Annotated in this window: 20 protein-coding genes; 14 read left to right on the top strand and 6 right to left on the bottom strand. The window is 62.4% G+C overall.

Going from position 1 to position 13191, the window contains the following annotated elements:
- Positions 1 to 104: 104 nt before the first annotated feature.
- The 3 genes from OO12_RS13260 to OO12_RS29290 form a co-directional block, all read right to left on the bottom strand.
- The gene (locus tag OO12_RS13260; protein ID WP_034159219.1) at positions 105 to 818 is read right to left on the bottom strand and encodes a FadR/GntR family transcriptional regulator; all 714 of its coding nucleotides are present in this window, start codon (positions 816 to 818) and stop codon (positions 105 to 107) included.
- Between the two features lie 72 nt (positions 819 to 890).
- A complete protein-coding gene (locus OO12_RS13265; protein ID WP_034159108.1) occupies positions 891 to 1208 on the bottom strand; it encodes an AMP-binding enzyme in 318 nt (105 codons plus the stop codon).
- Complete coding sequence (locus tag OO12_RS29290) at positions 1205 to 1339, bottom strand: hypothetical protein (RefSeq protein ID WP_268747921.1); 135 nt, start codon at positions 1337 to 1339, stop codon at positions 1205 to 1207. The genes OO12_RS13265 and OO12_RS29290 overlap by 4 nt, the downstream gene beginning before the upstream one ends.
- A gap of 91 nt (positions 1340 to 1430) precedes the next feature.
- Between OO12_RS29290 and OO12_RS13270 the strand changes: the two genes are divergently transcribed.
- Positions 1431 to 1835 carry a DUF2147 domain-containing protein gene (locus OO12_RS13270; RefSeq protein ID WP_235364779.1) on the top strand — a complete coding sequence of 135 codons (405 nt, stop codon included), beginning with the start codon at positions 1431 to 1433 and terminating at the stop codon, positions 1833 to 1835.
- A gap of 70 nt (positions 1836 to 1905) precedes the next feature.
- Entirely contained in the window at positions 1906 to 2121 is a 216-nt protein-coding gene (locus OO12_RS13275; protein ID WP_160296804.1) for a hypothetical protein, read from the top strand.
- Between the two features lie 16 nt (positions 2122 to 2137).
- Here the strand turns inward: OO12_RS13275 and OO12_RS13280 are convergent, their stop codons facing one another.
- On the bottom strand, positions 2138 to 2515 hold the full coding sequence (locus tag OO12_RS13280; RefSeq protein WP_034159110.1) for a nuclear transport factor 2 family protein: 378 nt from the start codon (positions 2513 to 2515) through the stop codon (positions 2138 to 2140).
- Between the two features lie 57 nt (positions 2516 to 2572).
- The gene (locus OO12_RS13285; RefSeq protein ID WP_052215847.1) at positions 2573 to 3181 is read right to left on the bottom strand and encodes a TetR/AcrR family transcriptional regulator; all 609 of its coding nucleotides are present in this window, start codon (positions 3179 to 3181) and stop codon (positions 2573 to 2575) included.
- Between the two features lie 238 nt (positions 3182 to 3419).
- Here OO12_RS13285 and OO12_RS13290 point away from each other — a divergent pair, with 238 nt between their 5' ends.
- Entirely contained in the window at positions 3420 to 4826 is a 1407-nt protein-coding gene (locus OO12_RS13290) for an amino acid permease (protein ID WP_034159111.1), read from the top strand.
- 141 nt (positions 4827 to 4967) lie between these two features.
- Here the strand turns inward: OO12_RS13290 and OO12_RS13295 are convergent, their stop codons facing one another.
- Positions 4968 to 5234 (bottom strand): hypothetical protein, encoded by a 267-nt coding sequence (locus tag OO12_RS13295; protein WP_034159112.1) that lies wholly within the window; start codon positions 5232 to 5234, stop codon positions 4968 to 4970.
- A 202-nt stretch (positions 5235 to 5436) separates the two neighbouring features.
- Here OO12_RS13295 and OO12_RS28585 point away from each other — a divergent pair, with 202 nt between their 5' ends.
- The 11 genes from OO12_RS28585 (at position 5437) to OO12_RS13350 (ending at position 13105) form a co-directional block, all read left to right on the top strand.
- Positions 5437 to 5613 (top strand): hypothetical protein, encoded by a 177-nt coding sequence (locus tag OO12_RS28585; RefSeq protein ID WP_160296805.1) that lies wholly within the window; start codon positions 5437 to 5439, stop codon positions 5611 to 5613.
- A 2-nt stretch (positions 5614 to 5615) separates the two neighbouring features.
- Positions 5616 to 5804, top strand: a complete 189-nt coding sequence (locus OO12_RS13305) for a hypothetical protein (RefSeq protein ID WP_034159114.1) — start codon at positions 5616 to 5618, stop codon at positions 5802 to 5804.
- A complete protein-coding gene (locus OO12_RS13310; protein WP_034159115.1) occupies positions 5804 to 7465 on the top strand; it encodes a portal protein in 1662 nt (553 codons plus the stop codon). The genes OO12_RS13305 and OO12_RS13310 overlap by 1 nt, the downstream gene beginning before the upstream one ends.
- Before the next feature lie 67 nt (positions 7466 to 7532).
- Positions 7533 to 7871 carry a Bbp19 family protein gene (locus OO12_RS13315; RefSeq protein ID WP_034159116.1) on the top strand — a complete coding sequence of 113 codons (339 nt, stop codon included), beginning with the start codon at positions 7533 to 7535 and terminating at the stop codon, positions 7869 to 7871.
- Positions 7828 to 8469, top strand: coding sequence for a hypothetical protein (locus OO12_RS13320; protein ID WP_160296806.1), 642 nt, complete (start codon positions 7828 to 7830; stop codon positions 8467 to 8469). Before OO12_RS13315 ends, OO12_RS13320 begins: the two co-directional genes overlap by 44 nt.
- Before the next feature lie 3 nt (positions 8470 to 8472).
- Positions 8473 to 9495, top strand: a complete 1023-nt coding sequence (locus OO12_RS13325) for a major capsid protein (RefSeq protein WP_034159117.1) — start codon at positions 8473 to 8475, stop codon at positions 9493 to 9495.
- A gap of 141 nt (positions 9496 to 9636) precedes the next feature.
- On the top strand, positions 9637 to 10071 hold the full coding sequence (locus OO12_RS13330; RefSeq protein ID WP_034159118.1) for a Bbp16 family capsid cement protein: 435 nt from the start codon (positions 9637 to 9639) through the stop codon (positions 10069 to 10071).
- A 10-nt stretch (positions 10072 to 10081) separates the two neighbouring features.
- Entirely contained in the window at positions 10082 to 10258 is a 177-nt protein-coding gene (locus tag OO12_RS28590) for a hypothetical protein (RefSeq protein ID WP_235364780.1), read from the top strand.
- Positions 10259 to 10364: 106 nt separating this feature from the next.
- Positions 10365 to 11225, top strand: coding sequence for a helix-turn-helix transcriptional regulator (locus tag OO12_RS13340; RefSeq protein WP_052215849.1), 861 nt, complete (start codon positions 10365 to 10367; stop codon positions 11223 to 11225).
- A gap of 66 nt (positions 11226 to 11291) precedes the next feature.
- The gene (locus OO12_RS13345) at positions 11292 to 12506 is read left to right on the top strand and encodes a DUF4331 family protein (RefSeq protein WP_034159120.1); all 1215 of its coding nucleotides are present in this window, start codon (positions 11292 to 11294) and stop codon (positions 12504 to 12506) included.
- A 32-nt stretch (positions 12507 to 12538) separates the two neighbouring features.
- On the top strand, positions 12539 to 13105 hold the full coding sequence (locus tag OO12_RS13350; RefSeq protein WP_034159121.1) for a HupE/UreJ family protein: 567 nt from the start codon (positions 12539 to 12541) through the stop codon (positions 13103 to 13105).
- The last annotated feature ends 86 nt before the right edge of the window (positions 13106 to 13191 follow it).

The raw sequence follows: 13191 nt of genomic DNA on the forward strand, positions 1-13191 counted from the left end.
CGGGCCTATGGGCACGGAACGACACCGGTCGTCCGAGTCTGTACCAGCTCCAAAAATGTATGACAACTATTTGTATGACAACTTTGCGGTGATCGTGTGCGGCTTCATTCGTCGCGCAGAACGATCATCTGGCGGTGCCGTTCAAGACTCTTTTCGAGATGCCGTCGCGCGGCGCGGCGAGCGCGGACCGGATCGCCGGCGGCAATCGCGGTGAAGATCGCTTCATGATCGCGCTGGATCGCGTCGGCATAAGCGCGATCCGCGGTTTCGCTCCGGTCGCGCAGAAAAAGCGCTCGGCGCGGCACCAGGCGGACGCCGAGAAAGCCCATGAAACGGGAATAATATTCATTGTGCGCGGCGGCCGCGATTGCCGAATGAAAGGCGGCATCGGCGTCGACCGCAACCTCACGGTCAGCGCTCATCGCCATGCGGTCGAGACAGTCACGTAGCGCGGCGATGTCGTGGTCAGTGCGGCGCCGCGCGGCGAGGTCGGCCATCTCCGCTTCGATCGCCATGCGCATTTCGAGCAATTTGATGACATCTTCGATCTCTTCCATTTCCTCGGGTGCGACCTGGAAAGCGCGGTAGCGGGCATTTTCCGAAACATAGGCGCCCGAGCCACGTCGCGACACCAGCAACCCGCGGGCGGCGAGCCGGGCATATGCCTCACGCACCACGGTGCGGCTTACGCCGGCGGTGTCGGTAATAGCCTTCTCGGTCGGGAATCGCGCGCCGGGCGGCAATTCGCCTGAATCGATGCTGCGTTCCAACTGATCGACGAGTTGGTCGGCGAGAGAGGCGGCCTTGGTCTTGATCATATCGGCATCGTAACGCCGACGCGGTGTCACACCAGCGTTTTTACATTATTTGTCATACAACATCGCGCCGAGTCAGATCCTGCGGTCGCGATCGGCCCAGAATGGCTCGCGCACCGCACGGCGCCGTGGTTTGCCCACTGCACTTTTGGGGATTTCGTCGATGAAGTGGACCTGTTTGGGCAGCTTGTAGCCGGCGAGCGAGGCCCGGCAATGCTCGATCAATGCCGCGATTTCGGGCGGGGTACCGCGTGCGACGATGAACGCGGCGACTTCCTCGCCCCATTTCTCGCTCTGCACACCGACAACCACGGCCTCAGCGACCTGAGCATGCCCGACCAGTGCGTCCTCCACTTCCTTGGGATAGATGTTGTAGCCGCCGCTGACGATCATGTCGGACGCGCGATCGACCTCGGCAAACTCAGTTCGGCGGTGCCGAAGCGCAGTGCGACCCGTCCGGTGTGGCGTGTGGCATCAAGGCCGATCAGGTCGTTGAACAGCATGGCGTAATGCTCGTCCCGCATTCGGGTGAGTCAAGCTGAGCGCCGTGCGGCGGATATTCCCCGGTGCAGCGGCGTTGGCTATGGTGGATGAGAAACCGGGAGGAGAAACCGGATGCGCGTTTTGGGATATATCATGGCGTTCGTCGCCACATCAGCGGCTGCACCCGCGATCAGTCGGGGGGCGGCGCCCGCGGGAATATGGGCCAACCCGGCCAAGTCGGTGCATGTTCGGTTCAAGCCATGCGGGCCGGGGATTTGCGGTACGGTGATCTGGGCAAGTCCCAAAGCCGTGGCCGATGCACGTCAGAAAGGGACGGACCGGCTCGTCGGTGAGCAGTTGTTTCGCGATTTCGAACCGGAGTCGCCGGGGTTGTGGAGTGGTGAAGTGTTTGTGCCCGATATCGGCAAGACGTTTGCAGGTACGCTTCGTCTGATCGATGCGCGGACGATGGTGGGGGAAGGGTGCCTGTTCGCTGGACTTGGCTGTCGTGCGCAAACCTGGAAGCGGATCAAATAGGTGCGTTACCCGCATTCCCCAGCGGTTCGGGCAACGTGAAGGGCATGAGATTGGCGAGATGAAACTAGTGGTGTTCCTGCTCGTGACACTGATGATGGCAGTGCTGTGGGGCTGGCGCTTGTTCGGGCCGGAACATATTCTGTGGGGATTGCTGGCTTGGCTGTGTACGAGCTTCGTGGCTGTGTTGCTTTATTTCGAACAGAAGGGTCACCCGCGCGCGTTGTTTGTGCCGTTTCTGCTGCTATGCGTCATCCTGACATTGAAGACTGTCGCATTGCGCGCCTGAGGTTGCCAATGCGATCTCAGGCATCGGTACGCGCGGCTAGCTGTCTGGGGTCGTAGAAGAAGCGTTCCTCGATGATCCTGTCGCCCGACCAAAGTTGCCAGGCGATTTCCTCCATCGCACGCGTCGATCCATCCTGTGCAACAAATTCGAATCGCCAGGCAATCGCGACGCGGTCGCCGTCGATCGATGGCGCGGCGAGGCGGTTGGCACGGATTTCCCGGTGTAGCGAGAGCGTGCGCCGTTCAGCCGCGATCAGCGCGTCGCGCCCGGTGCGCGGGGTGTCGCCATTCTCCTGTGCCGACGCGGTTTCGGCATAATATTCCTCCAGGGCGGTGACGTAAGAGCCGGCCTCGACCAGGGCGATGAAACTTTCGACACGTTCGGAACTTGGCATGAAAGTGCTTTCAATAACCGACTAGAAGTCGGTTATTGAAAGCACTGCACGGCGATGTCAAGCATCGGCCGCGTCGCGCCCTTCCATCGATGCGACGCCGGAGAGCATGAGGTGCAAGGCTTCAACGAAAGCAGCGGAGGTGGCCGAGGCCTCGACGGCGCTGCCGCTGGCCAATGCGGCCTCCATGATCGCACCAAGTGTGAGCCTGGTCACTGCATCGACTTCTTTTGTTGTTGCCAGGGACGGCATGATGCCTTGGATTCCGGCGCGCATCGCGGCGGCGAAATAGCGATCGTCAATCTCCCGCCAACGCTGCCAGCCAAGCACGATCGGACCATCGATCAGCAGGATACGCTTGCGGTCCGCCCGCTGTGCGGCTTGAAGATAGGTGCCGACGCTGTTGGCCAGCGACCGCGATGTCGGTGGTCCGCCTGGCAGTTCCGACGCGAGTTGCGTGGCGAGCTCGGCCTGCATCGTATCGACGAGCCGATCGAGCAGGTCGCGCTTCGATGTGAAATGATGATAGACTGCGCCCTTCGCGATTCCGGCATCGCGCGCGATCATGTCGATGCTGACCGCCTCGAAGCCCTGTTCGGAAAAGAGCGCGCGCGCGGTGGCGAGGATGGCCCCGACCGTGGATGCACTGCGCTGCGCCTGTTTTGCCATTTACTGCTCCGCGATTATGGCACGAGAATAGCGGCGACCGCGCATGGGGTAAGTCGATATCTGCCTGATGCTGACATCGCATTGGCCGGCTCCGCCTGACGGCGTGACGGGTTGCCAAGTTTACCGCATTTTGGGGTGTGAACGAAAACCGCGGGTCGGGTAGGGCCGTCCGTCCGTCATTGGCTCATGCTTGCGCGGCGCTGTAATAAGATGGACAGCGCCCCATGGGAGAAGAGAATTGAACAGCTGGACACGCCGCAAGCCGATCGCGCCGGCGGGGGAGCGTCATCCCGACGCTTTGCCGCCGACTCTGTCCTGGCCGCATTTGATGGCGTTGGGGGTTGGAGCGATCGTCGGCACCGGCATCCTGACACTGATCGGGGTCGGTGCGGATCGGGCTGGCCCTGCGGTGCTGCTGTCCTTCGCCATTGCGGGTGTGGTGTGTGCCTGCGCGGCGCTCGCTTATGCCGAACTTGCGGCGATGATGCCGGCGTCGGGCAGCGCGTACAGCTATTCCTATGCGGTGCTGGGCGAGACCATTGCCTGGGTGGTGGGGTGGAGCCTGATCCTGGAATATTCGCTGGTGGTGTCGACGGTGGCGGTTGGCTGGTCGGGTTATGCCTCACCCTTGCTCATCGGCCTCGGTTTCCCGGCGGCGCTGACGCAAGGGCCGGAACTGGGCGGCATCATCAACCTTCCGGCAGTCTTCATTATCGCGGTCGTCACCGGCTTGCTGCTGCTCGGGACGCGTGAAAGCGCGCGCGTGAATACGGTGCTGGTGCTGGTCAAGATCGCCACCCTGTCGCTGTTCGTTGCTTATGCGCTGCCGCATTTCGATGCAGCGAACCTTCATCCGTTCATGCCCTATGGTTTCACTGCCAGCGCCGGCGGGGACGGCGTGCCGCGCGGTGTGATGGCGGCGGCGGCGATCATCTTCTTCGCCTTTTATGGTTTCGACGCCATTTCGACGGCTGCCGAGGAAACCAAGCGGCCCGAGCGCGACCTGGCGATTGGCATCATCGGTTCGATGCTCGCCTGCACGCTGATCTATCTGCTGGTCGCAGCGGCGGCGGTGGGCGCGGTGTCATTTACCCGCTTTGCCGACAGCCCCGAGCCGCTGGCGCTGATCCTGCGGTCATTGAACCAGGGAGGCGTGGCGCGTGTCGTGGCGACGGCGGCGGTCATTGCCTTGCCAACCGTGCTGCTCGCCTTTCTCTATGGTCAAAGCCGCATCTTCCTCGCCATGGCGCGCGACGGCTTTTTGCCTCAGGGGCTGGCGCGCATTTCGGCCCGCGGCACGCCGGTGCGGATCACGCTGATGACGGCGGTGCTCGTGGCGATACTGGCCGGCATTCTGCCGATCGGAAAGATCGCCGCGCTCGCCAATGCCGGCACCCTCATCGCCTTCATCGCGGTCGGGTCATGCCTGCTCATCCTGCGTCGTCGCGCGCCCGACCTTCCCCGTCCCTTCCGTGTTCCCGCCGCCACGCTGGTCGGCGTGGGAGCCGTTGGGGGGTGCCTATATCTGTTCTTCAGCCTGCCCATGCAGACGCTGCTCTGGTGCCTGATCTGGAACGCGATCGGCGTCGTGATCTATGCGCTATATGGCCGACACAGGAGCGTGCTCGGCCAGAGCCAGAGATGACCGGAACAGGTCCCTCATGGCCAGAGGCCTGATTTAAGACATGGGCTGACGAATGGCATCGGGCGCTGCGGTTCCCCCATATCGTCCAAAGGACTGGCCTCCCGGCACTCAATTGCGCGATGTGCCGATCGGACCCCGAGGCTAATCCTTCACCCTGCGGCTGGTGGCATCAGTCACGTCCTGGTCATGGCCGCTTTTGCTGCTGAAAAAGGCTGCGGCAAAGAGGCCGCAGCCGAGCAGGACCGAGAAGAAGACGCCGGCAATGGTTGCGACCACCAGATGGATCGTCAGCGGGCCGTTGAGCGACAGAAAATACAGCGCGCCGACCACCATCACCACCGCGACCGCTGAAATCACGAGCATCATGCGTCGAAACTGGTCGCGCGCTGTATCGTTGGGCCGTGCCATGACGATTGAAACTCCATAGTCGGCCGCATCAGGCCGATAGGGTGAAGATAGGCGTCAGACAGGAGCGGAGCCACCCCTCACGCCCGGAATCCGGTCAGGTAGGACATTATGTCCACCCCAGCGATCCCGGTCGATTCAACTTCAACGCGAGGCGGCTTAATCGGCCTGCATGTGTTCCAGCAATCCGAACGGACGGGAAGTCATGCGCAAGCTCGTCCTTGGCATCGTGGGGCGGAAATCGCCCGATAACAGGGCCGGCTCGCAACCGGTCAGCAATGGCACGCAACGGCGGCCCACAGTGGCTGCGCCGCAGCGCGTCAATCCAAATGCGCTGGGCAGTGCTCCAGGTGCAACCACCACCACCGTGCTGGGAGGCTGATCATGTGTACGCCGAACCCCCCCAAGGCTCAGGTCATTCCCGAACGCCAGGAGCTGAAACTGCCGGATGGCGGCGCGACGGCCCTGCGCGCCGATGATGAGATCCGCCGCCGCCGCGCGCTGATGGCGTCGGCCTATACAGGTGCGCTCGGCATGGGAAGCGCGCCAACCACGACGATATTGGGGGGCTGATGGGACAGACACTGAAAGAGCGCTGCAACCGGCGCCTGTCCGCACTCAAATCCGCGCGTCTGCCCTACGAGGCGGAGTGGCGCGAGATCGCGCAATATGCGCAACCGTCACGGTCGCGCTTCCTCAATGACGAACAGAACCGCAATTTCCGACGCACCAACCGGGCAATCTATAACAGCCACGCGATCCTGAGTTTTCGCACCCTGACCGGAGGCATGACCAGCGGCCTCTCTTCGCCGTCGCGGCCATGGTTTCGGCTAGCGCCCTTCGACGAGAATCTCGCTGCCGACAGCGAGGTGAAGACCTGGCTGGCCGAGGTCGAGCGACGCATGTACGCGTTCCTGGCCGGCACCAATTTCTACGGTGCGATGAAATCGGGCTATGCCGAAATGGGCATGTTCGGCACCGAGGCGTGCGTGATGGTCGATCACTGGCGCGAGGGCGCGGTGTGCCACGCGCTGACCGCAGGTGAATTCTGGACGGCCCTCTCCGACGCTAGCGTGCCCGACACACTCTATCGCCGCGTGCCGATGACGGTACATCAATTGGTGCAATCGTTCGGACTGGATGGGGCGAGCGATTTCGTGCGCACTGCGCACGGCAATGGCCGTTACGACGAGACGGTCAATGTGCTGCATGCGATCGAGCCGAATGACGACCGCGTGCCGGACGTCAAGGATGCACGGGGTAAGCCGTGGCGATCGATCTATTGGGATGAGAATGACGGCAATGCCGAGCGCGTGCTCAGCATCGGCGGTTTCGAGGAACAGCCCTTCTGGGCCCCGCGCTGGGATACTATCGGAGGCGATACCTATGGCACGTCGCCAGGGTTCGACGCGTTGCCCGACATGCGTGAGCTGCAGTTGCAGACCAGGCGCAAGACTCAGGCAACCGAGTTTCTGGTCAGGCCTGAGAAGATCGTACCAGCTTCGATCAAGCTGACGGGGCAGGCAGGCAATGTCGTTTCGGCGTCGGCGGTCGATGCCGCCGGTGTGATCGTGCCTTACCAGATGAACCCGGCAGCGATCGGTGCGATCATGGAGGATGTACAGCGCTGCGCCGATGCGGTCGGACGGCTGACCTATGCCGATCTGTTCATGGCGATCACCAACATGGCCGGCATACAGCCGCGCAATATCGAAGAGATCGCCAGCCGCAACGAGGAAAAGCTGACCCAGCTGGGGCCAGTGATCGAACGGGTCAATAACGAGAAGCTGGAGGTGGCGATCGACCGCACCTTCGGCATCATGGCCCGCAAGAAGCTGTTCCCGCCAGCGCCCGAGCAGTTGCAGGGGGAACCGATCAAGGTCGATTTCGTGTCGATCCTTGCCCAGATGCAGCGGATGATCGGGATCGGTCAGATCGAGCGGACGGTGTCGTTCGTCGGATCGCTCGCGGCGCAGTTCCCTGAGGCCGGAGACCGGCTTGATATTGATGCGGTGGTGGATGATTTCGCCGACCGTGCCGGTGCGCCGCCCAGGATCATTCGCTCGGTCGATGACGCGAAGGAGCTGCGCGATGGACGGGCGCAAGCGGAGCAGGCGAGCAAGCTGGCGGCAATGGCCGGGCCCGCGAAAGACGGCGCACAAGCGGTTCGGATGCTTGGTGAAGCGGCGCAGGGTGGGGGACTGGCGGGCTTGGTTGGGCAAGGCCCACAATGATGATTCGTGAAACTCGCTTCGCCTCACCATCGGTCCGGGGTGACGGTTTGTGTGTTGCGGTCGGTCGATGACTGACCTCACCGACAAGCTCTCTTTGCTCGAAAGTGCGGCCTTTCGCCGCTTTCTGTTCGACCTGATCCAGCGCGCCGGCTTGTTCGACGCGAGTGCCACAGCCGGCGACGGCCGCACGCTGTATCTCGAGGGGCGGCGCTCGCTCGTGATCGAGATTCTGCGCAGTTTCGAGGAAGCGCAGCCCGAGCGGTCCATCTCAGTAATTCCTGTCCTCACCTTGATTCAAACCCTGCGCGAACAGGTCCAATTGCCGCCTACGGAGAAAAGATTTGGCAGACGAAACAGCACTTATGCAGACCTCGGAGCAGAGCTGGGGGGATTCGACGACGATTGAAGCCTTCGACTCTGTGGACCCCACCGCGCTTGGCGCAGGACCGGACCTCGGGTCCGATATCGATAAAGGATTAAGCGGCGAGGATGCCGCGCTCGACATCCCTCACAGCTATCAATTGACCGCTCCGGAGGGCCTCACGCTCGACCCTGTGGCGATCGAAGCTGCGACGCCGGTGTTCCGCGAACTGGGTTTGTCGAATGAGGCAGCCAACAAGCTGATGCCGGTTGCGGCGGATTTCGCCAAGGGCATCACAGACAAGTTCAATCAGCAACTCGTCACCGAGGTGCAGGCCAGCCGCAAGGCATGGCTGGACAGCGCCCGCGCAGATCCCGAGATCGGTGGTGCGCACTGGAACCGGAGCATCGCAACCGCCGCGTCGGCGCTCGACGCGCTGGGTTTCACACGTGGTTCGCCGTTCCGGGTGCTGCTCGATGAGTCGGGCCTGGGCAATCACCCTGAAATGATCCGGGCCTTCCACAAGGTCGGCCAGGCGATCGGCGAGGACAGCAATTTCACCCGCGGACACTCCGCACCATCCACCAGAAAGGGTCCGGCGGAAACGCTCTACCCCGACGACGCACCCAAGGGAGGACATTAAGTCATGGCCACGATCGGTAATTCATTTCTCAACCTTATTGACATGTACAAGGGCGCAGGCGGTAGCGCCGCCCAGACCGGCGAAGTGATCGAAGTGCTGCGTCAGCTCAACCCGCTGATGGAAGACGCAGTGACCGCCGAATGCAACATGGGCACGGTGCATCGCCACACCATTCGCACCGGCCTGCCCACTGTGAGCTGGGGCATGCTCTATCAAGGTATTCCGCAGTCGAAGAGCACCACGCAGCAAGTCGATGATACCACCGGTTTCGTCGAGGGTCTGTCGACGGTCGATACGCGGTTGCTCGATATCTCGCCCAATCCGGCGGCGGTGCGCCTATCCGAAGGACGCGCTTATCTCGAGGCGATGGCGCAAGAGGTGCAGCGTGGCTTCTTTTATCACGACACTGTTGCCACGCCGGAACGCTTCAAGGGGCTGGCCGCGCGTTACAACAAGATCGGCGGCGTAGGTGCGGGCAACCAGATCGTCGACGCCGGCGGTTCGGGATCGGATAACACCAGCATCTGGTTTGTTACGCATGGCGACAATTACACCACGCTGATCCACCCCAAGGGCACCAAGGCCGGCGTGACGCGTGAGGAGAAGGGTGAACAGCGTACCGCCGACGCCAACGGCAATGTCTATTATGTGAAGGAAGAATTGTTCCGGCAGCATGTCGGTGTCGCGGTGCGCGACTGGCGCTTCAACACGCGTATCGCCAATGTCGATTATTCCGACACGCTGACGGGCGCGGTCGATCTCTACAAGTTCATGCGTCAGGCTTATTACAAGCTGCAAGGGCGCCGCGCCGCGAAGATGAGCGGCGACGTGCCGGCACAGGGGCGCACGGTGATCTACATGAACCGGGATGTGCTATCCGCGCTTGATGCGCTCGGCACCAACACTGCCAATGGCGCGCTGATGCTAAAGCCAATGGAACTGCAGGGGCAGGAAGTGCTGTCGTACCGCGGCATTCCTATTCGCGAGACCGATGCGCTGATCAACGCCGAAGCGCGCGTGGTCTGAGCGTGCCAACTCCCGACCTCCGTTCGGGCTGAGCCTGCCAAAGCTCTGTTTTCTTCTCGACCATCGAGGAGAAGAACGGTCCTTCGACGAGCTCAGAACGAACGGGGAGAGGACGGAATCCAGAAATTCAGGAGACAAGATATGATCATGGATGCAACCACGCTTTTTTCCAACGCCCAGGCTGTGACGGCAACGGCGGTCTCGGCCAATATCGTTGATCTTGGCGCGACCGGCACCGTTTACGGAGCTGCTGCGGCGATCGTCCGCGATATTGGCAGGGGCGCTGCAGTGCCGCTCAAGGTGACGGTGGTAGAGAGCTTCAACAACCTTACTTCGCTGACCATCTCGGTTGAGACCGACGACAATATCGGTTTCGCCAGCGCGAAGACGGTGTGGTCCTCGCCCACTTATGCGCTGACCGATCTGGCGACAGGGGCGAAGCTGTTACTGCCGGATTCAATCCCGCTCGGCACCGACGAACGCTATGTGCGGCTGCGCTACACCATTGCCGGCACCGCTCCGACGCTCGGCAAGATCACCGCGGGCGTTACGGCAGGCAATCAGACCAATGGCTGAGGACGACGCTATGGCGAGCAAACTGCTCAGGGCCTACACGGCGCCGCACCCGGTCTATACCGGTGGGACCTACTACGAGCCGGGGCGGGTGTTTGTGACCGGTGCGGCGAAGGGGGAAGCGTGGGAGGCGGTGTCGGCTGACGTGCGGGTCGCGGATTCGCGTCAGGGTCGCCACGTAAAGCGTTGAGCGTCGGGGGCTGGCAACCGGCCCCCGGCCCCCGGCCCTCCCACGGATATCGCGAGCATATTGCATCCGTAAAGCCCGTGGTGCAGCACGGCACCCGATACAGACAATGATCGAATCCCCCGCCCCCGCGCCCGAAGTCGAGGCTATATCGCTGCTCGCGACGCCCGACGTCACGGTGCGTGATATACGTTGCCGGGGTAATTGCCGACATCGCAGCCCGGAAGAATGCGCCACCGCCACCGAGATCGTCTTTCCCTATCGCGGCGTCTATGCGCGGCATCTGGGGCGTGATCAGGCGATTGCCGAGGCGAACCAGGTCGTGTTTTTCAATGCGGGGGAAGGATATAGCATCAGTCATCCGGTGGCCGGGGGTGATGCGTGCCTATCATTGGCGATCAACGAAACCTTGCTGCACGAATTGGCGCCGCGCGCTCTGTTGCACGATCATGATCTCATCGGTTTTCGACATCACCGGCTGCGGATCGATCCGCGTACCCAGGCGCTGGTCGCGTTGCTGCGTCATCGATTGCAGCGGCGATCGACCCAGGCGCTGGAGGCGGAGAGCCTGACGCTGGAGTTGGTGCAGCAGGCGCTCGGGCCGCGCACCACGCATATCGCAGGTGCGAGCATCGGTCGTCAGCGACTCGCTGATCGAGCCAAGCTGGTGCTGGCAAGTGACCTCGCGCGGCGCTGGACACTGGCGGAGATCGCTGCCGAGGTCGGCGGATCGCCCGTCTATCTCACCCAAGTGTTCCAGCAGGTCGAGGGAGTGCCGCTCTATCGCTATCAGATGCGGTTAAGGCTGGCGCGGGCACTCGATCTATTGCCGGAATGCGAAGATCTGACCATGCTTGGACTCGATCTGGGTTTTTCCAGTCATAGCCATTTCAGTGCGGCGTTTCGCGATGCCTATGGCCGATCGCCGTCCGATTTCCGGCGCGCGGCGCTTTCTCACTCAATCCGCTAAAGATTCTGACAGCGACGGACGGTCGGTCGCGGCACAGACGGGCCTTCACAATGAGGGTCGGTCGAGATGCGCAACAAGATTCTGGCGGCTGCCATGATGGCGGCGGGCGCGATGATGGCAGGTGTGGCGCAAGCCTCGGATCACCTCGACACACCGTCGGTGATCGCCGATCCGCGCGCTGACATCAGCGATTTCTACGCCTGGACCGCGCCCGACGGGAAGCGGCTGAATCTGGTGATGACGATCGTTGGGCACAGCTTTTCCGACCGGCTCGATTATGTCTTTCACATCGACAGCGGACCACGTTTCGGCAAGACGGTCGCCACGACGACCATCGTCTGCCGTTTTGCCGCCGCCGATGCCGCAGATTGCCGGATCGGCTCGGTTGACCGAGCACTAGGCGATGCGCGCTCTCCGCAAGGGCTGGAGAGCGGCAAGCGTCGCTTTCGCGTTTTTGCCGGACTGCGCGATGATCCTTTCTTCAACAATGTGAAGGGGACGCGCGCCGCCTATAACAAGGCGGTCGCCGAAATGAAGGCCGGAGCCGTGAAGGACGCGGCGGGGTGCCCGCAGTTCAGTGCCGCGGCGTCGCGGGCGATCCTGACCGAGTGGAATCACACCGCAGGCGAGCCGGGGAGCAATTTTCTCGCAGGGTGGACGCCGGCATCGATCGTGCTCTCGGTTGACCTCGATCTGATCGCCAAGGGCGGCAAGATGCTGGCGATGTGGGCTTCGACCGCTTCAGTTGCACGGCAGATCGATCGCGCTGGACGGCCGCTGACTGGCAATGCGCTGCTTGGCACGATCACGGCGGAAGAGGTGCAGAATGCGCTGAAGGAGGAGTATAACGCCGCTACTCCAGCCGGATCGACCGAGTTCGTGCCCGAGATCGAACAGGCGCTTGGCTTGTATGACGGGTTCGACGGGCGCTGTGGCAATCAATTGCTGGCCGATGCCAAGGCACCGCCCGGGCGGCGCTATCACGCGATGGCGGCGCTCCTCGCCGACGACCGGCTCTGGGTCAATGCCGCCTCGCACATCTGTACTCAGCTCTTTGCCGTCGAGCGCGCGGCGCTGGCGGGAGAGACGGCGCTACGCGACGATTGTGGTGGGCGGGATCCGAATTATGATTCAGTGAACGTCTATCGCTCTCTGTTGGTCAGCGGCACTCCGACCGGTGTCGATGATGGTGTCCATCACGACGAGCGCACGCATTCCGCCACGGTTTTTCCCTTTCTGGCGGCCCCCGATGTGGGGGTGGCGCCGAAGCGGAAATATTGAGCGTGGCGTGCAAGCGATTGCGTGTCGCAGTGATGATCGCAACGGTGATGTGTACCAGCCCTGCCATGGCGCATAACGGGACAGGATTGGCGGGCGGGTTCGTATCGGGTTTTCGCCATCCGTTCACCGGCATGGACCATTTGCTGGCAATGGTCGCAGTTGGGGTGTGGGGTGCGTTTCTTGGCCGGCCGCTTATTTATCTGCTGCCGATAATCTTTCCGTTAATGATGGTGGGCGGCGCGATGCTGGGCATGACCGGAGTGTCGCTGCCACCGGTGGAGATCGGCATCGCTCTGTCGGTGATGGGGCTGGGCGGGTGCATCGCGCTGGCATGGCGTGCGCCGGTATGGATGGCCGTAGCTGTCATTGCGATATTCGCGTTGTTCCATGGCTATGCGCATGGGATGGAACTGCCTTCGGCGGCCGACCCGATCGGCTATAGCTCGGGATTCGTACTGGCGACCGGGCTGCTGCATGTCGCCGGGGTCGGGGTCGGGTTGTTCACGGCGCGACCGGGCGGTCTAATCGCGACGCGCGTGTTGGGTGGCGGAATCGGCCTGACCGGTATCTGGTTTCTGACCATGGCTGTCGGGCGGTGAGGGATGCGGTATTGCCTGCCGCCTTGTTGTGTGCGGCGAGCGGGCTGGCTTTGTCGTTCGCGCCCAAAAGGATGGGAGTGACAGGG

The sequence above is a fragment of the Sphingomonas sp. ERG5 genome (genome assembly GCF_000803065.1).
Taxonomy (GTDB): domain Bacteria; phylum Pseudomonadota; class Alphaproteobacteria; order Sphingomonadales; family Sphingomonadaceae; genus Sphingomonas.